Annotated in this window: 20 protein-coding genes; 6 read left to right on the top strand and 14 right to left on the bottom strand. The window is 64.2% G+C overall.

The genetic code is table 11. From position 1 onward, the window contains the following. Positions 1-40: 40 nt before the first annotated feature. The 4 genes from VF769_RS00340 (at position 41) to VF769_RS00325 (ending at position 3116) form a co-directional block, all read left to right on the top strand. Positions 41-739: a hypothetical protein gene (locus VF769_RS00340; RefSeq protein WP_331006373.1), complete on the top strand. Its 699-nt coding sequence runs from the start codon at positions 41-43 to the stop codon at positions 737-739. After that, on the top strand, positions 736-2040 hold the full coding sequence (locus VF769_RS00335) for a M48 family metallopeptidase (protein ID WP_331006372.1): 1305 nt from the start codon (positions 736-738) through the stop codon (positions 2038-2040). The genes VF769_RS00340 and VF769_RS00335 overlap by 4 nt, the downstream gene beginning before the upstream one ends. Then, positions 2037-2633: a hypothetical protein gene (locus tag VF769_RS00330; RefSeq protein ID WP_331006371.1), complete on the top strand. Its 597-nt coding sequence runs from the start codon at positions 2037-2039 to the stop codon at positions 2631-2633. Before VF769_RS00335 ends, VF769_RS00330 begins: the two co-directional genes overlap by 4 nt. A 159-nt stretch (positions 2634-2792) precedes the next feature. Next, a complete protein-coding gene (locus VF769_RS00325) occupies positions 2793-3116 on the top strand; it encodes a UrcA family protein (RefSeq protein ID WP_331006370.1) in 324 nt (107 codons plus the stop codon). A 15-nt stretch (positions 3117-3131) separates the two neighbouring features. On the opposite strand, the gene VF769_RS00320 is transcribed toward VF769_RS00325, so the two are convergent. The 6 genes from VF769_RS00320 to VF769_RS00295 form a co-directional block, all read right to left on the bottom strand. After that, entirely contained in the window at positions 3132-3503 is a 372-nt protein-coding gene (locus VF769_RS00320; RefSeq protein ID WP_331006369.1) for a VOC family protein, read from the bottom strand. A gap of 80 nt (positions 3504-3583) precedes the next feature. After that, a complete protein-coding gene (locus VF769_RS00315) occupies positions 3584-3847 on the bottom strand; it encodes a hypothetical protein (RefSeq protein WP_331006368.1) in 264 nt (87 codons plus the stop codon). 3 nt (positions 3848-3850) lie between these two features. Next, positions 3851-5044, bottom strand: coding sequence for an ADP-forming succinate--CoA ligase subunit beta (sucC, locus tag VF769_RS00310; RefSeq protein ID WP_331006367.1), 1194 nt, complete (start codon positions 5042-5044; stop codon positions 3851-3853). A gap of 29 nt (positions 5045-5073) precedes the next feature. Continuing rightward, positions 5074-6384 (bottom strand): chromate efflux transporter, encoded by a 1311-nt coding sequence (chrA, locus tag VF769_RS00305; protein WP_331006366.1) that lies wholly within the window; start codon positions 6382-6384, stop codon positions 5074-5076. Positions 6385-6463: 79 nt separating this feature from the next. Continuing rightward, positions 6464-7729 (bottom strand): MFS transporter, encoded by a 1266-nt coding sequence (locus tag VF769_RS00300; protein ID WP_331006365.1) that lies wholly within the window; start codon positions 7727-7729, stop codon positions 6464-6466. A 58-nt stretch (positions 7730-7787) separates the two neighbouring features. Beyond that, positions 7788-8324, bottom strand: coding sequence for a DUF2306 domain-containing protein (locus VF769_RS00295; protein WP_331006364.1), 537 nt, complete (start codon positions 8322-8324; stop codon positions 7788-7790). A gap of 66 nt (positions 8325-8390) precedes the next feature. Between VF769_RS00295 and VF769_RS00290 the strand changes: the two genes are divergently transcribed. Beyond that, the gene (locus VF769_RS00290; RefSeq protein ID WP_331006363.1) at positions 8391-9209 is read left to right on the top strand and encodes a LytTR family DNA-binding domain-containing protein; all 819 of its coding nucleotides are present in this window, start codon (positions 8391-8393) and stop codon (positions 9207-9209) included. Here VF769_RS00290 and VF769_RS00285 read toward each other — a convergent pair. The 5 genes from VF769_RS00285 to VF769_RS00265 form a co-directional block, all read right to left on the bottom strand. Then, positions 9178-9741, bottom strand: coding sequence for a GNAT family N-acetyltransferase (locus VF769_RS00285; protein WP_331006362.1), 564 nt, complete (start codon positions 9739-9741; stop codon positions 9178-9180). The genes VF769_RS00290 and VF769_RS00285 overlap by 32 nt on opposite strands. A 3-nt stretch (positions 9742-9744) precedes the next feature. Further along, the gene (locus VF769_RS00280) at positions 9745-11178 is read right to left on the bottom strand and encodes a M28 family peptidase (protein WP_331006361.1); all 1434 of its coding nucleotides are present in this window, start codon (positions 11176-11178) and stop codon (positions 9745-9747) included. A 67-nt stretch (positions 11179-11245) separates the two neighbouring features. Beyond that, positions 11246-11803 (bottom strand): GNAT family N-acetyltransferase, encoded by a 558-nt coding sequence (locus VF769_RS00275; RefSeq protein ID WP_331006360.1) that lies wholly within the window; start codon positions 11801-11803, stop codon positions 11246-11248. A gap of 75 nt (positions 11804-11878) precedes the next feature. Next, complete coding sequence (gene mdh / locus VF769_RS00270) at positions 11879-12841, bottom strand: malate dehydrogenase (protein WP_331006359.1); 963 nt, start codon at positions 12839-12841, stop codon at positions 11879-11881. 83 nt (positions 12842-12924) lie between these two features. After that, positions 12925-13302, bottom strand: coding sequence for a VOC family protein (locus VF769_RS00265; protein WP_331006358.1), 378 nt, complete (start codon positions 13300-13302; stop codon positions 12925-12927). Between the two features lie 134 nt (positions 13303-13436). Between VF769_RS00265 and VF769_RS00260 the strand changes: the two genes are divergently transcribed. Then, the gene (locus tag VF769_RS00260; RefSeq protein ID WP_331006357.1) at positions 13437-14153 is read left to right on the top strand and encodes a helix-turn-helix transcriptional regulator; all 717 of its coding nucleotides are present in this window, start codon (positions 13437-13439) and stop codon (positions 14151-14153) included. On the opposite strand, the gene VF769_RS00255 is transcribed toward VF769_RS00260, so the two are convergent. From VF769_RS00255 to VF769_RS00245, 3 genes are all read right to left on the bottom strand, one after another. After that, positions 14150-14821 (bottom strand): class I SAM-dependent methyltransferase, encoded by a 672-nt coding sequence (locus VF769_RS00255; protein ID WP_331006356.1) that lies wholly within the window; start codon positions 14819-14821, stop codon positions 14150-14152. The genes VF769_RS00260 and VF769_RS00255 overlap by 4 nt on opposite strands. 9 nt (positions 14822-14830) lie before the next feature. Further along, positions 14831-16051 (bottom strand): methionine adenosyltransferase, encoded by a 1221-nt coding sequence (gene metK / locus VF769_RS00250; RefSeq protein ID WP_331006355.1) that lies wholly within the window; start codon positions 16049-16051, stop codon positions 14831-14833. A 77-nt stretch (positions 16052-16128) separates the two neighbouring features. Beyond that, complete coding sequence (locus VF769_RS00245; protein ID WP_331006354.1) at positions 16129-16539, bottom strand: helix-turn-helix transcriptional regulator; 411 nt, start codon at positions 16537-16539, stop codon at positions 16129-16131. Between the last annotated feature and the right edge of the window lie 3 nt (positions 16540-16542).

Below are 16542 nucleotides of genomic sequence, written 5' to 3'. Positions count from 1 at the left end.
AGATGCGGCGGCGGAAGCCTGCGGCCGTGGGGAGGGGAAAATGCTGAAACATGTCCGCGCGCTCGCCGCGCTTGCGATGCTTGTCGCCGTGACCGCGTGCGCGACCGCGGCGCCGCGCACATTTCAAGGTGAGTTCGAGCGGCCCGCGGACAATTCCCGTATCCTGGTGATGACACCCGACGTCCAACTCGCGGTGTTGACCGCCGCCGGGCTGCAAGAGCCGCGCGAAGATTGGTCGATTTCGGGGCGCGACAATCTCACCACAGCCGTCGCCACGCTCATTCAGGCGCAAAGCCACACCACGTCGTCGCTTGATCCCGCCACGGCGATGGAGGGGCGCGTTGGTCAAGTCATCCGTTTGCATGACGCGGTTGGCACCTCGATCCTCGCCATCAATTACGGCTTCTACAGCGTGCCCACGCGGAACGACGATTTCACCTGGACCCTGGGCGAAGGCGTCCAGGAACTCGCGACCACGTACAATGCCGACTACGCGCTCTTCGTCACCGCGCGCGGCTCCTACGCGAGCGCAGGTCGTGTCGCCGCCATGGTCGGCTTGGCCATGCTAGGCGTTGGCGTGCCGCTTGGCGGACAACAAGCCTTTGCCTCACTTGTCGATCTGCGCACCGGCAACGTGATTTGGTTCAATGTCGTCACCGCGTCGCCGAACCAGGATATGCGTCAGATTGAAGGCGCCGCTTCGTTGGCGGAGACCCTGATGCGGGGTGCGCCGCTGTGAGACGGCTTGCGCTCGCCAGCACGCTCCTGATCGCGGCGACTAGTCTCGCATTCGCGCAGGAGGCGCCGCCGCTCGTGGGGCCGCCAGTGGAGCCGCTCGCGCAGGCGCCCGCAATGGCGTCGCCGCCGCCCCCTCCTCCACCCGCGCGCGCGCGCCCCGAGTCATCGACGGACGAAGGCGGATTGTGGGGCGTCTCCGACCGCGCCGAGCAGCAGGCGCGCGCATCCGGCCAACTTGAGACCGACCCCGCGCTGAACGCTTATGTCCGCGACGTCGCCTGCCGCGTCGCCGCTGAGTATTGCGGCGACATCCGGCTCTACATCATGAACCGGCCGTTCTTTAACGCGTCGATGGCGCCGAACGGCTACATGGAAGTGTGGTCCGGGCTGCTGCTGCGCGCCGAGGATGAAGCGCAGCTTGCCTTCGTGCTGGGACACGAAACCGCGCATTACGGCGAGCGCCATTCGCTGGAGGCGCTGCGCGCGACACGCGCACGGGCGACGGGCGCGATGATCGCAAGCGTCGTCATTGCGGCTGCTGGCACAGCGGCCGCCGTCAATTCCCCAAACTCCGCCTCATCCATTTCAGACGTCACGCGCATCGCCGTCGATGCGGTGTACCTCGGCACGATCGCCTCATTGTTCGGATTCTCGCGGGAGAATGAGACGGAGGCGGACAATGTGGGCTTCGACCACGCGGTGGCGGCGAACTACGATCCCAGCGCCGGTCAACGTATCTGGACGTCGCTGATGGCCGAGACCGCGGCCTCGGATAATCCGGACACGCGCCGCCGCGAAACCCGCGGCAGCATCTTCAGCACGCACCCGCTTTCGGCCGAGCGCGTTGAAGCGCTCAGCGCGCGCGCGGCCGCGCACAGCGGCACAGGGCAAACGCACCGCGAGCGCTATCGCGCCGTAATCCGCCCATTCTTGGACGAATGGCTGCGCGCCGATCTGCGTCGGCGGGATTATGGTCAAACAGCGCATCTTCTGAATCAGCTCGCCGCGCACGGCGAAGACCTCGGCGTGATCGAGTATTATCGCGGTGAGATTTGTCGCTTGCGTCGCGCCGAAGGCGATCGCGCAAGCGCGCTGCAGCATTACGCTAACGCCATTGCCCACGCGGACGCGCCTGCGGCTGCATGGCGCGAACTCGGCGAGTTCGCCGCGCGCGACGGCCGCCACGCCGAGGCGGCGGCGCATTTCACAACGTATCTGGAGCGCGCGCCGAACGCGGAAGACCGCGCCTTGGTCGAAGCGCGCCTCGCGCAAATCAATGCTCAGACGGGAGGGGTTCAATGAGCTTTACAGTCACGCGGCGCGCCGCACTATGGGGCGTCGTCGCCAGCGGCGCCGCGCTCAGTAGCTGCGCCACGTCCACGCTCGTGCCGCAAGGCGCATACACGGCCAACGATGCATTCAGCATCACACTACAGCGCCCGTGGTCCGATTTGACCAATTACATGATGCCGCGTCCGCCAGGCGTGCGCATGCTGTCGATCGACGGCCCCATGCTCAATCGCCTCTATCTGGCGACCATCGAGCCCGGCGGCTCGCTGGTGCGCCCAGCCGATCGCGACACGCCCCGCCCGACCTATCGCGCCGACATGGGCGACACGGAAATCGTCGAATTCATCACTGATTGCGTCGCGGTCGAATTCCAGTCGCCGGAAGCCAGCGCGCTGCGGCCGCAGAATTTTGGTTCGCTCCCCGGTGTGCGCTTTGATCTAGCGACGCGCACTCAAGCGGGCCTCGACATCGGCGGCGCGGCCCTCGCGGCGCGTGGCGCCAGCGACAAGCTTCACGTCATGCTCTATTTGGCGCCGCGCGAGCATTATTACGCGCGCCTGCTGCCGGACGTGGAAGCCGCCTTCGCCAGCGCAACCCTGGCCTAGGCAAAATTTCCAGCTGCGAAATCAACCGGTTGGGGCTGAGCTCAGCCTCAACACGCAGCCGTGCGTTTACATGACTGTCGAATGACAGTTTTATGACAACTCGATGACGGCTTGATGAAGGCTGACAACAGCCCGCGCCGCCCTTGGGAGGTCATGCACATGCTTAAGTCCCTGATTTCTGGTGTTATTGCTGCCATCGCCTGTGTCGGCGTCGCAAGCGCGGAGCCTGTGGTGCAGGTCGCCGATGGCGAACGCGCCATCCCGGTCCGTTACGCGGATCTCAATTTCTCAAGCGACCAGGACGCGCGCGCCATGCTGAGCCGGCTGCGCTATGCCGCCTACACCGTGTGCGACCCGAACGAAGTTGAGCGCCAAGCGCCAGATTATCGCCGCCAAGAGCGCGCCTGCCGTAGCGAAGCGCTGGAAGACGCGCTGCTGCGCCTCGACGCCCCGCAAGTCACGGCCGTGCATCAGCGCCGCTGAAGCAGCGGCGCCGGCTCAGCCCATAATGAAGGCGTTGAGCTTGTTGCCGTCCGGATCGCGGAAATAGGCGGCGTAAAAGCCGCCGTCGCCGCGTGGGCCAGGCTTGCCTTCGCAAGAGCCGCCGTGCGCCAGCGCGATCTCATAGACGCGGTGGATTTGGTCCTTGTCCTTGCACTCAAGCGCCACCATGACGCCGTTGCCGACCGTCGCTGCTTTGCCGTCGAACGGGGCGGTGAGGCCAATGCCCGCGCCGCCGCCCGGCGTGCCCCAGGCAATTGCGCCCGGCCATTCCATCATCCGCCCCGTGCCAAGCTCCTTGGCGATCGCATCATAAAATTTCGCGCCGCGTTCAAGATCATTGGTGCCAAGCGTCACGTAACCGATCATGGCGTCTCCTCCTCTTTGTTCGGGAACCATAGCACTCAGCGCGGTGGAACCAATTACGCGTCGATGAATTGACGCGCCATTCAAACGCGCGGCTCTGACCGAGTCAGGCGTACGAAGGCGAACCCGAGCAATGCACTGAGCGTCGGGACAAGAAACGACGCGACCGCGAAGGCGCCTGACGCACCTTGAAAGAAACCGAGGAAGGGCAGCGACAGCATAAAGAAGACGCCGCCAATCATAGGCGCGAAGGTCAATATCGCGCCCCATCCTCTCAGACGCTTGTCGATGGCAATCAGCGCGCCAATCGCCCCCGGCAGAAAAGCAGCGAGGGCGAGAAGCAACATCGCCTACCCCTTAACCGCCTTCACGATCTTCCGGGCCGCGTCTTCCAGATCATCCGCGCTGATCACGTTCAGACCGCTTTCGTTGATGATCTTCTTGCCGAGTTCGACATTGGTGCCCTCAAGGCGCACGACCAGCGGCACTTTCAGTCCCACTTCCTTCACCGCCGCGATCACGCCTTCGGCGATGACATCGCACTTCATGATGCCGCCGAAGATGTTGACGAGGATGCCCTTCACCTTCGGGTCGGCGGTGATGATCTTGAACGCCGCCGTCACCTTCTCTTTCGAAGCGCCGCCGCCGACATCGAGGAAGTTGGCCGGCTCCGAGCCAAACAGCTTGATGATGTCCATCGTCGCCATTGCCAGGCCCGCGCCATTGACCATGCAGCCAATGTCGCCATCGAGTGCGATGTAGGCGAGGTCATACTTGGAGGCTTCGATTTCCTTTTCGTCCTCTTCGCCGAGGTCGCGCAGCTCAGCCCATTCCGGGTGACGGAAGCCGGCGTTGGAATCGAAGCTCACTTTCGCGTCGGCGCAAACGAGCTTGTTGTCTTCCGTGACGATCAGCGGATTGATCTCGAGCATGCTCATGTCGCTCTTCACGAACGCCGTGTAGAGCTTGCCCACGAGATCGGCGCATTGCCCGGCCAGGTCGCCCGAGAGGCCAAGTGCTGCGGACACCTTCGCCGCATCAGCGGCGGTGGGGCCCGTGGCCGGATCGATCGCGACAGTGGTGATCTTTTCCGGCGTGTCGTGCGCGACTTCTTCGATGTTCATGCCGCCAGCTTCGGACGCCACGAAGGCGACGCGGCCGGTTTCACGATCGACCAGCGCGGAGAGGTAAAACTCCTTCGCGATCTTCATGCCTTCTTCGATGTAGATGCGCTTCACGACGCGGCCAGCTTCGCCGGTCTGCAACGTCACCAACGTGTTGCCCAGCATTTGCTGCGCGTAGAGGCCCACGTCTTCCGGCTTGAAGGCGATGCGCACGCCGCCCTTCTCGCCTGCCGCCGCTTCCTTGAACTTGCCCTTGCCGCGGCCGCCCGCATGGATCTGGCTCTTCACAGCCCAAACCGAGCCGCCAAGCTTCGCCGCGGCGTCCACCGCCTCCTCAGGCGTGAAGGCCGGGAAGCCGCGCGGCACCGGCGCGCCAAAGCTCTTCAGGACGGCTTTGCCTTGGTATTCGTGGATGTTCATCGGGGCCCCTCGAAATGGTCGCCGCGTTCTTACAGGCCAATTTGCGCCGCCGCCAACCCCGCCAATGCGCATGCGGCGATCAATGCCAGCAAATTGGCCTTGAACCGGATCAGCGCCACCGTCGCGACAACCGCCAGGGCGATCATCCAGAGCCGGGCCGAGCCCAAATCCGGCAACTCGACCGGCCCTAGCGTCAGCTGCCGCTCAAACAGCGCATGCGCCGCGAAAAAGAGCGCCAGTTTCGCGATGACGCCAAGCACGGCAGCGGTAATCGCCGCCAAGGCGCCAGCCGCGCGGCGATTGTTCTCCAACCGCTCCGCCATCGGCGCGCCGGCGAAGATCCAGACAAAGCTCGGCGCGAACGTGCACCAGAGCGCCATCGCCGCGCCCGCGAGCGCCAAGCCCCAACCGGCCGCGCTCCAGCCCGCCATGAAGCCCACAAATTCATTCACGAGGATCAATGGACCAGGCGTCGTCTCCGCGAGGCCCAAGCCGTCGATCATCTGCGCCGTCGTCAACCAGCCGCGCGCGACCGCTTCCGCCGTAAGATACGCCAACAGCGCATACGCGCCGCCAAAGGTGACGCAGGCGAGGATCGAAAACAGCAGCGCGACTTGGAACAGCACGTGCTCCGTACCGACCGTGAGCGCGACCAGCGCTGGCGGCGCGAGCCAGAGGACGAACCAAAGTCGTGCGTGCTTCCATGCTCCCCCGCGCGCGGGGGAGTTGTCAGGCCGCGCAGCGGACTGACTGAGGGGGGCGTGCACATCGCCCTCCCCTCGTTCCGCTCGGACCTCCCCCGCACGCGGGGGAGGAGTAAGCGCGCCAACCAAGGCCGCGATGACGATCACCGCTGGAAACGGCGCGTTGAACAGCAGCGCGACAAACGCAGCGATCGCGATCCACAGCGCGAGCGACGTTTTCAGCGCGCGTTTGCCGACCTTGAACAGCGCCTCGGCAACAAGGGCGACCACCGCGCATTTCACGCCATCAAACGCGGCGGCGACAAGCGGCTGTGTCCCATACACAACGTAAAGCGCACTCAGGCACAGCACCACGAGCGCGCCCGGCAGTACGAATAGCCAGCCAGCAATCAGCGCGCCGGCCCAGCCGCGCAAGCGCCAGCCCACATAAGTCGCAAGCTGCTGCGCCTCCGGCCCGGGCAACAACATGCAGAACGCCAGCATGCGCTGGAACCGCGTCTCATCGATCCACTGACGCTCATCCACGAACACGCGATGCATCAGCGCGATCTGACCAGCCGGCCCGCCAAAGCCGAGGCAGCCTACCTTCAGAGATTCCCGAAACAGCGTCGAAAGACTTGGCGCGCTTGCAGACATACCCTCACCCATGAAGCATCGCGCGATGCTTGGGCGAGGCGCCTGACAGCGGGAGATCGCGCGTCCCGCGCATCGATATTTAGCTCGGTTTGTTCATGCCCGCAATCGCGCCAGCTTCGGACGGCGCTTTATCTTCGCCATAGGCGATCTCGCCCGCCGACACCGATGTGCCGAGCTGCGGTGCGAATTCTTCTTTGCTCGTGGATTGCTCGCGCGTTGTCCGCCGCCAGAACATCGCCGCGCACACGAGCGTCGCCGCCGCGCCCGCGAACCAGAATATCCCCGCAACATCGAACCAATCGACCAACGGTCCCATGATCAGCGGTCCAAGCACCGAGCCCGCCGCCCACACGAACAGCAACCCCGCCGCCGACTGCGCAAGCCTCCCTGGCTCAGCGCGATCGGCCATGTGCGCCACGGCGATGCCGTAGAAGCTGAGCGCGCCCGATCCCCACAGGAAGAACAGCAGCGCCGCCGACCAATGCAGCAACTGCCCGCTCCAGATCGCCAGCGCATAGGCGGACGACGCCGCGATCACGGCGAGACCCGCGATCACCAGACGCCGATCAATGCGATCCGACAACCGGCCCGCCGGCCATTGCAGCAACAGCGAGCCGATGAAGGCCACCGAATAGAATTCAGCTGCGGCGTTGTCGCCATAATGCTGCGCGGCATAGAGCGGCGCGAGCGCCAGCACGCCGCCATTCACCAGCCCTGCCCCGAAGCTGCCGATGACAGCCGCAGGCGCGGTCGCGAATTGTTCGACAAGCGCCAAGGGCTGCGCCTTCGGCGGCGCGGGCTGCTCGGCCACGGTGAAACAAATTGGCAGCATCGAAAGCGCGGCAAGCGATGCGGCGATCATCCACGGCTCCGGCGCATCGGCGGCGTAGTCGAAGGCCAGAAACGGGCCGACCGCCAGAGCGCCCTTGGTGAGCACCATATAGACGCTCATCACCTCGCCGCGGACGCGGGTGTCGATCGAATGACTGAGCCAGCTTTCGATCACCGCAAACATCAGCGCGACCGAAACGCCGGCGGCCATGCGCGTGACGCCCCAGACCCAGATGTCGGTGCTAAAGTGCAACGCCAGTGTCGACACCGCGAACACGGCGGCGCTGCCCGCATAAACGCGAATGTGGCCCACGCGCGCGAGCATCTGCGTCGCGATCATCGCGCCCATCATGAAGCCGGCGGAATACGACGCCGCGATCAAGCCAAGCGCCGTGCGCGAATGGCCGTCTTCCGCCACAGCGAGCGGAAGGCGAACGCCCAGCAATCCCCCCGCCAATTGCAGGATTGTAACGGCGGCGATCAGCGCGGCGACGTTGCGCAGCAGGTTCGTCATTGGAACGCTGGCTACATAGGTGTGTTCGCCGACGTGCGAAACAGGTCAATCCACGCTTCTACCCAAAGAAAAATGCATAGAAGAACCGGCCAGGAATGAAGGTCAGCAACCCTGCAACGATCAGTCCGCCCAGGAACATGCCGGTCATGGCGCGCTGATGCGCTTGAACCTTCCTATGGCGAATGGCGTAGATCGCCATCGGCAGGCCAATGATCGTCCAGCCGCTCAGCAAATGGATGAACGACCAGGTGTCGCCATTGATGCCTGTGATGAACAGGCTCGACACGGCAGTCACGGCCATCGCGATCACCCAGGCCCAACCCAGCGTCTTGTGGAAGCGGCTCCCCTTGGGCTGGACCAGGATGATCGTTCCCATGGCGAGCGCCGCCAGCGCCGCCACGATGTGGATTTGCACCTTGAGCGGCAATTCCGCGGCCAGCGCCCAGTCCGGCGCGTGCGGCTTAAAGCCCACGTGGCCGAGGTAGCGCGCCAGATCATTCCGGATAGGCCAGAGCGAGGCCGCCACCGCGACCAGCAAAACAAGCCACCCTAAGTGCGGGCGGATACGATGAAAGAGAGAGGCTTGTTCGGTCACGGGGTCGATGCTCCAGTCCGGGTCTGCTAGAGCCCTGACCGAACTTAGGAGCCCTCGCACTCGACCATGCGCGAACCAACCGATCCTTTGCGCCAAACGCCAGCCACCGCAGCTCACGCTTCGCCAAATGCGGTCCAGAATTCCGAGCCTTTAAACAAGACGCTACGGAACATCGGCATCGCCGCCGGCGCCGGCGTATTCCTGGCGCTGGTCGGGGCGATGGGCATGGACAGCCTGCCGCTGACGACACGCCTGCTCTATTGGGTGCCGCTCATGGTCGGCGGTAGCGGCGTCGCCCACATAATCACGATCGCCATGGGCCGCTTTCCACGCCTCAGCGAAAACCCCTGGGTGTTCGGCGCCCTCCTCTCCTCCGCGCTGACGCTGCCAATCACGCTGATCGTGTGGCTCTACACGACCTGGATGGTCGGCACGGATTTGAACTGGCGGGTCATTCCCCAAATCACCGGCAGCGTGTTCATCATCTGCGTCGCCATGACGGCGATCATGATCCTGGTGAATTGGCCAGGCCGCGTCACGCACGCGCCCCCCGCCGGCGCGCCCGTCCCCAGCATCCGCTTCATGGAGCGCTTGCCGCCCAAGCTGAGGGGTGCGGTGATCTACGCGGTCTCCTCGGAAGATCATTATTTACGCCTGCACACCTCGAAGGGCAGCGACCTCATCCTGATGCGCCTCAGCGACGCGATCGGCGAATTGGAGGGCCTCGAAGGCGCGCAGACCCATCGCTCCTGGTGGGTGGCGAAGGACGCGGTCGAAAGCAGCCGGCGCGACGGCGACAAGATGGTGCTTGTTCTCAAAGGCGGCGTGGAGGCGCCGGTGAGCCGCCCCAATGTCAGGCCATTGCGCGAGGCTGGCTGGTTCTAGCCCAATCCGAGCGTGTAACGCTCCAGATGTCGTGCGGCATACCGGCGTGCAATGTGCTGGCGCGAACCCGCATGCCGAGGCGTTCCGCCAGCTTCTGTGACGGCGCGTTCGCCGCGTGGATCAGGCTGACGATCTCGTCCAAGCCAAAATTGGCGAACACCCAATCGCCGGCCGCGCGCGCCGCCTCGAACGCATAACCCCTGCCCCAATATTCGCGCCGCAGCCCCCAACCGAGTTCAAAGCCGACCCAGCATTCTGGCTGCCAAGCGCCGACGCGGCCGACGAACGCGCCGCTCGCCTTCTCTTCCACCGCGAACAGGCCATAGCCGCGCAGCGCCCAATGGCCAACAAACAACGCTAAGTCGCGCCAAGCCTCCGCCCGTGATTTCGCCCGCTGATCGCCGGTGAGAAAGCGCGCGACCTCCGCATCCGCCATCATCGCCGCGAAGCCGCCGTCCAGATCGTCCTCACGCCACCCGCGCAGCACCAGACGCTCCGTCTCGATGCGCGGCACGTCGCGAAGATCGAACATCACCTACTCCGTCGCGCGGAACACCCAATCGCTATCGGCGGCAAGGTACGCGAAGATCGCCCATGCAGCCACGTTCTGGCGAAGCGCTTCGGGATCGATCTTGTCGAGCGTGTCGTCGGCCGTGTGGTGATAGTCGAAATAATCCAAGCCATCTTGGCCGAGATCAACCACTGGCACACCCGCCGCGCGCAACGCGCCCGTGTCGGCGCCGCCAGTTGCCGCATTGTCGCCCATATTGATGCCGAGGGGCGCGAGTTGGCGTTGGATCGCGCGACCATAGGGCAGCGCCGCATCAGAAAAGCGTGTGCGGAAGCGATAGATACGGCCCGCGCCAAAATCGCTCTCGGCGGCGACGATGTGGTTTTCGTTGGCATGCATGCGCCCATAGGCAGCGCCGCCATGCACGCCGTTTTCTTCCGCGCCCGCAAGCAGAATGCGGATGGTGCGGCGCGGACGACGCGGCAGGTCCTGGATCAGGCGCGCCGCGGCGGTGATAATCGCGACACCGGCGCCGTCATCAATCGCGCCCTGCCCCAAATCCCAGGAATCCAAATGCGCGGCGAGCACGATGATCTCGTCCGGCCGTTCGCGGCCGCGCACTTCGGCGATCACATTGCCTGAAGGCGCATTGTCGCGAATGTCGGCTTCTATGTTGAGGTTCACGCGCGTTGGTCCCCGCGCGATCAGACGCGCGAGTTGATCGGCGTCAGCCGGCGAGATCGCCGCGGCGGGCAGCGAGGCGCCGTCGGCTTGCCGCGATGAGCCGCCCTGGTGCGCAAAACGATGCGGGTCGGTGCCAACAGAGCGAATGAGGCACGCAACCGCGCCCTTCGCTTGCGCCACTGGCGCGCAGCGACCGCGTTTGGCGACGGCCGCGCCATAGCCCGAACCATCCTGCGTGCGCGTCATGCGTTCATCGATGAACACGATACGGCCGGCAACCGCACTATTCGGCGCAGCCTCCAACGCCGCCATGTCGGCAAAGCGCACAACCTCAGCTTCAAGCCCGCCTTGCGGCGTTGATGGCGAGCCGCCGAGTGCGGCCGTCACCATGTATTGGCGCGATGGCGAGACAATGAACGCTTCCTGGCGGCGTGCGTGCCAGAACGGAATGGTGAAATCCTCGGTGCGCACATTGGCGAAGCGGTTCTCGCGCAACATCGCCTCGGCCCACACGCGCGCTCGCGCTTCTTCGGGCGAGCCCGCCAGACGCGGGCCAATTTCGGTGACCAGGTCTTCAACAATGTCCCAAGCCAGATCGCTCTGCAGCGCCCGCTCGCGCAAACGATCCACGTTGCGCTGTTGCTCAGCGCTGATCGGCGCAACTTGCGGCGACGGTGGCGGAGTCACGGCAACCACATGCCCAGGGGGCGGCGTCTGCGCCTGCGCCGCCGATGCAAACGCCAATACCGCCAAACTCAGCGCCAAGTTCCGCATGCAATCCCCCAAAATCGTGCCGCCAAAGTGGCGACGCGCGCCAGCGATGCAAGGGCGTTTGCGACGATCAGCGTGCGCGGCGCGCTTTCCAGTCGGCTTTGCTTTGGCCGTAAATGTCGACCTTATGCATCTCGAACGGCGGGGCCAGCGCCACGTCTTCGCGCTGCACCGATGAGCCCAGGCGCTTCGCTAGCGCGATCGACGGCGCGTTCTCCTTGTCGATGCAATGGATCACGTTCTCCCAGCCGAGCTGATCGAACGCCCAATCGATCGCGGCTGTCGCGCCTTCAGCAGCGAAGCCCTGCCCCGCCGCACTCGCCTTCAAACCCCAGCCCACTTCATCGCCTGGCCAGCCGCCTTCCTTGCCGCCTGGACGCCACGGTCCAAGCCGGCCGATCCATTCGCCCGTGTCGCGTCGCAGCACCGAGAACATCGAATAGCCCAACAACGCCCACGCGCCCGTCAGCGTCGCCATCATCCGCCACGCCCCATCGCGCGGCGTGACGCCGCCGATAAAGCGCATCGTATCCTCTTCGGACGCCATCTCGGCAAAGCCATCGAAATCCGCGTGGATCGGCGGACGTAGGATCAGGCGTTCAGTTGTAAGCGTCGGGCCAAGGCTCATGTGCGCGAGCCTAAACAAAACGCCGCCGCAAGCCAAAGACTTGCGGCGGCGTCCCTTCAGGCTTGCGACGATGCGTTAGCCGACCGACGGATCGATCCCCTTGCACGCCTCGACCAAGCCCTTCACGGCGTTCACCGAGTGATCGAACATCGCGCGTTCTTCGGCGCCGAGTTCGATTTCGATCACCTTCTCCACGCCGCCCGCGCCGATAATGCACGGCACGCCGACATACATGTCGTTCAGGCCGTACTCGCCCTTCAAATTCGCGGCGCACGGAAGCACGCGCTTCTTGTCGCGCAGATAGGACTTCGCCATCACGATCGCGCTTTCAGCCGGCGCGTAGAAGGCCGAGCCCGTCTTCAAGAGGCCGACGATCTCGGCGCCGCCATCACGCGTGCGCTGCACGATCTGATCGAGCTTCTCTTGCGTCGTCCAACCCATCTTCACGAGGTCCGGCAGCGGAATGCCGGCGACCGTCGAATAGCGCACCAGCGGCACCATCGTGTCGCCGTGGCCGCCGAGCACGAAGGCCGTCACGTCTTCAACCGAGACCTTGAACTCTTCCGCGAGGAAATAACGGAAACGTGCACTGTCGAGCACGCCGGCCATGCCAACGACCTTGTTGTGCGGCAGCTTCGAGAATTGGCGCAGCGCCCACACCATTGCATCCAACGGATTGGTGACGACGATGACGAACGCGTTCGGCGCGTGTTGCGCGATGCCCTCGCCCACCGCCTTCATGACTTTGAGATTGATGCCGAGAAGATCGTCGCGGCTCATGCCCGGCTTGCGCGGCACGCCAGCGGTGACGATGCAGACATCTGCGCCAGCGATGCCGGCATAATCGTTCACGCCCTTCAGCGCGCTATCCTTGCCGAACACCGGCGAGGCTTCGGCGATATCCAAACCCTTGCCCTGCGGCACACCCTCGACCACGTCGAACAGCACGACATCGCCCAATTCTTCGCGCGCGGCGATATGGGCCAAAGTGCCCCCGATCATGCCTGAACCGATAAGGGCGATCTTTGCGCGAGCCATGTATGCGTCTCCGGGTGTCGGGGAGGGAAAATCGGGCGTGGTCTAGACCCGGTTTTCCCCTGACGCAACGCGGCCTTTGCGCCTCAGCGCGCCGCCGAGTCGTACTGCATGGCGCCCATGATGTTGCCTTCTGTGTCCTCGAAGAAGAAGAGCGTGCCGACGCCCGCCAGAATGGTACGCGGCATGACGATCTTGCCGCCCGCTTTCAGCACCGCCGCCTCGGCCGCCGCGCTGTCTTCCACCGCCAGCGTGCACTCAAGCCCATGCATCGGCTTCCCGGGTACAATTTCGCGGCGCTGCTGCAAGCTCGCGTACATGCCGGCCGGACCGCCGGCGCCCTGGATCATGTAAAAGCCTGGCGGCCCGTAAGCCTGGAAGCCCCAACCGAAGGCCGCGTCGTAAAACGCCTTAGCGCGATCGAGATCGTCTGCATTGATCGAGAAATGGGCGACGTGCGCCATGGGAATCCTCCTGCTCCAGCCCCACAATGCGAGACGACAGCGCTGGCGGCCTTGCGCTAACATGACATCCAATGTCTCAAATGCGCCAATCGCCCATCTCCTCGGAGCCAGACGGGGCCATCTGGGTGCGGTCCATGGCCGTGCGATTCACCACGCCCTACGCGTCCGGCGAGTTGAGGCATGACTGGCACAAGCTCTGTTACGCGTCGGCCGGCGTGTTGCGTGTCGTAACGCCGGAGGGCGCTTGGGTCGCGCCGCCGCATCGCGCCGTCTGGGTGCCGGCTGGCGTAGCGCACCGTGAAGAGACGCGCGGCGGCGCTTCCGTGCGCAGCCTCTATTTGGCGAGCGCGATTTGCGGGGCCCTGCCCTCCGTATGCGCCGTCCTGAATGTCCCGCCGCTTTTGCGCGAACTCATTCTCGAGGTCGCCGAGACCAGTGCGCTGGACGCAACGCAACCAACGCAGAGACGATTGGCGGAGATCATCGTCGATCGTATCGCTTTGCTTGAGCCCAAGGCATCGCAAGTTCTGCCCATGCCCCGCGACCGGCGTGCTCTCTCGATCGCGCAGCATCTGCAAAGCGAACCGGGCAACAACGAGCCGCTCGCGATGCTTGCCCGCCGCTCGGGCGCAAGCGTGCGCACAGCCCAGCGTTTGTTTTTGAGCGAGACAGGCATGGCGTTCGCGCAATGGCGCCAACGGCTGCGTTTGCTTGTCGCGATGGAACGGCTCGGCGCTGGATTGAATGTGACGCAGACAGCGTTTGAGGTTGGCTACGCCAGTGTGAGCGCATTCGTCTCCGCTTTTCGTTGCGAGTTCGGCGTCACACCCGGCCAATATGCCGAAAGCTAAAGCTTCACGCAGATCAGCAAACCGTCGCCGATATTGGTCATGACGGCATGGACCCGGGGATCGGCCTTGGCCTTCGCCGCGAGCGCCCTGAGGGCGGTCGTGTCGGCGCTGGTGTCCGCCGGATCGACCACACGACCGGACCAAAGCACATTGTCGAACAACAGCGCGCCGCCTGGACGCAGCAGTTCAAGACCGGCTTCGTAATAATCCGCGTAGCCGGTCTTGTCGGCGTCGATGAAGCCGAAATCGTAGGCGCCGCCCTGCCCTTCGGCGATGCGCGCTTTCAGCGTTTCCATCGCCGGCGCGATCACGAGTTCGATCGCGTCATCGACATTGGCTTCGCGCCAATAATCGCGCGCCTTGGTGGTCCATTCCAATGACATGTCGCACGCCAAAACATGCGCCGCTGCGCCATGCATCTCTTTCAGCGTGAGCGCTGTCGCGAGCGCGGAATAGCCGGTGAAGACGCCGACCTCAAACGTGCGCCTAGCGTTCATCAAGCGCAGCAGCGTTTGCATGAACGCGCCCTGCTCAGCGCTGATCTGCATCTGCGCTTGAGGCAGGCGCGCAGTCTCTTCGCGACAGCGCTTCAGTGCTGGATGTTCCGGCGGATTCGCGCGGGCGAGATAAGCGACGAGCTCCGGCGTGAGACCGAGGGATGAGGACATCCCCCTGATCTAGGCGAGACGCTTCAGCTCGGCCACCAAATCGTCGCGCTCCCAGGTGAAGCCGCCTTCATTGTCAGGCTGGCGGCCAAAATGCCCGTAGGCCGCCGTGCGCGCATAGATGGGACGGTTCAGCTTCAGATGCGTGCGGATCGCGCGCGGCGTCGCCCCGCCGATCATCTCCGGCAGCGCCGCTTCAAGCTTCGCTGGATCGATCGTGTCGGCGCCGTGCAGATCGACATAGAAGCTCGTCGGCTTCGCCACGCCAATCGCGTAGCTGATCTGGATCGTGCAGCGCTCGGCCAAGCCGGCGGCCACCACGTTCTTCGCCAGATAGCGGCACGCATACGCCGCCGAGCGATCAACCTTGGTTGGATCCTTGCCAGAGAACGCGCCGCCGCCGTGTGGACTCGCGCCGCCATAGGTGTCGACAATGATCTTGCGGCCGGTCAGACCGCTGTCGCCGTCGGGACCGCCAATTTCAAACTTCCCCGTCGGGTTGATCATCCACTTAGTTTTCTTGGTGATCAGGCCGCTCGGGAAGACCGAAAGAATGTACGGCTTCAGCAGCTCTTCCATTCGCTTCGTGGAATAATTTGCCCCGCCAAGCTTCTTGGTGTGCTGGTGGCTGACCACGATCGCGATCACTTCCACCGGCTTGCCGTTCTCGTAGCGCAGCGTGACTTGGCTCTTGGCGTCCGGCTCAAGCTCTGGACGCTCGCCCGAGTGCCGAACTTCCGCCAAACGCTTCAGGATGTTGTGCGAATACTGGAGCGTCGCCGGCATCAATTCCGGCGTTTCGCTGCAGGCGTAGCCGAACATGATGCCCTGGTCGCCCGCGCCCTCATCCTTCTTCGCGCTCGCATCGACGCCTTGGGCGATGTGCGCGGATTGGCCGTGCAGGTAGCAAGCGTACTTGGCCTTCTCCCAATGGAAGCCCTTCTGCGCGTAGCCGATGTCTTTCACCGCCGCGCGCACCTTGGGCTGCAGGCTGGCGATGATTTCCTTGGTGAAAGCCTTGTTCTCGGCTTTCGACTTGCCAGGCTTGCCCGCGCGCACTTCGCCCGCGAGGATGATGCGGTTGGTCGTCACCATGGTTTCGCACGCCACGCGCGCTTCTGGGTCGGCCTCGATGAAGGCGTCAACGACCGTGTCCGAAATCCGGTCCGCGACCTTGTCGGGGTGACCTTCAGACACACTTTCGCTGGTGAAGACGTAATTGCTGCGCGCCACGCGGATTCTCCGGAACCGGCCCAAAATGAGCGGCCCTCATAGGGGTTTGACCCCATCAAAGCAAATTCCGGGCCTGTTTAGCCGCGCTTGCCGCCTTCAGCCGCTTCTTCCGCGAGCGCCTTAACCAATTCGACGACGCGGCGACGGACTTTGAGGCTTTTGATCGAGGAAAACAGCGACACGAGCTGGGTGCCCTCCGGTGTGGCGAGCACATCGTCCACGAATTCTTGTTTGCTCTCGGCGACGCCGGCCCGGCCGCTCAGATTCTCGAAAAAACGCGCGGCGGGCATATCCAGCGCTGCGGCAATATCATACAGGCGGCTGGCGGCTATTCGATTGACGCCCTTTTCGTATTTTTGAACTTGCTGAAAGGTGACGCCAAGTAGATCCGCAAGTCGTTCTTGGCTCATGCCAATTTCAAGCCGACGAGTTCTGACGCGCTGGCCGATTTTTCTGTCGATCGCGTTTGCCGCGCGCTCGTCATTCATGCC

Source organism: Vitreimonas sp. (assembly GCF_036392335.1).
Taxonomy (GTDB): domain Bacteria; phylum Pseudomonadota; class Alphaproteobacteria; order Caulobacterales; family Aquidulcibacteraceae; genus Vitreimonas.
Note: the sequence above shows the minus strand (reverse complement) of the source record. Positions and strands in the feature narration are given on the sequence as shown.

Coding starts and splice junctions, on each gene's coding strand:
- VF769_RS00340 (WP_331006373.1), top strand. CDS start 41: ATGCTGAAACATGTCCGCGCGCTCGCCGCGCTTGCGATGCTTGTCGCC.
- VF769_RS00330 (WP_331006371.1), top strand. CDS start 2,037: ATGAGCTTTACAGTCACGCGGCGCGCCGCACTATGGGGCGTCGTCGCC.
- VF769_RS00325 (WP_331006370.1), top strand. CDS start 2,793: ATGCTTAAGTCCCTGATTTCTGGTGTTATTGCTGCCATCGCCTGTGTC.
- VF769_RS00320 (WP_331006369.1), bottom strand. CDS start 3,503: ATGATCGGTTACGTGACGCTTGGCACCAATGATCTTGAACGCGGCGCG.
- VF769_RS00315 (WP_331006368.1), bottom strand. CDS start 3,847: ATGTTGCTTCTCGCCCTCGCTGCTTTTCTGCCGGGGGCGATTGGCGCG.
- sucC (WP_331006367.1), bottom strand. CDS start 5,044: ATGAACATCCACGAATACCAAGGCAAAGCCGTCCTGAAGAGCTTTGGC.
- chrA (WP_331006366.1), bottom strand. CDS start 6,384: ATGTCTGCAAGCGCGCCAAGTCTTTCGACGCTGTTTCGGGAATCTCTG.
- VF769_RS00300 (WP_331006365.1), bottom strand. CDS start 7,729: ATGACGAACCTGCTGCGCAACGTCGCCGCGCTGATCGCCGCCGTTACA.
- VF769_RS00290 (WP_331006363.1), top strand. CDS start 8,391: ATGCGCGAACCAACCGATCCTTTGCGCCAAACGCCAGCCACCGCAGCT.
- VF769_RS00285 (WP_331006362.1), bottom strand. CDS start 9,741: ATGTTCGATCTTCGCGACGTGCCGCGCATCGAGACGGAGCGTCTGGTG.
- VF769_RS00280 (WP_331006361.1), bottom strand. CDS start 11,178: ATGCGGAACTTGGCGCTGAGTTTGGCGGTATTGGCGTTTGCATCGGCG.
- VF769_RS00275 (WP_331006360.1), bottom strand. CDS start 11,803: ATGAGCCTTGGCCCGACGCTTACAACTGAACGCCTGATCCTACGTCCG.
- mdh (WP_331006359.1), bottom strand. CDS start 12,841: ATGGCTCGCGCAAAGATCGCCCTTATCGGTTCAGGCATGATCGGGGGC.
- VF769_RS00265 (WP_331006358.1), bottom strand. CDS start 13,302: ATGGCGCACGTCGCCCATTTCTCGATCAATGCAGACGATCTCGATCGC.
- VF769_RS00260 (WP_331006357.1), top strand. CDS start 13,437: ATGGCCGTGCGATTCACCACGCCCTACGCGTCCGGCGAGTTGAGGCAT.
- VF769_RS00255 (WP_331006356.1), bottom strand. CDS start 14,821: ATGTCCTCATCCCTCGGTCTCACGCCGGAGCTCGTCGCTTATCTCGCC.
- VF769_RS00245 (WP_331006354.1), bottom strand. CDS start 16,539: ATGAATGACGAGCGCGCGGCAAACGCGATCGACAGAAAAATCGGCCAG.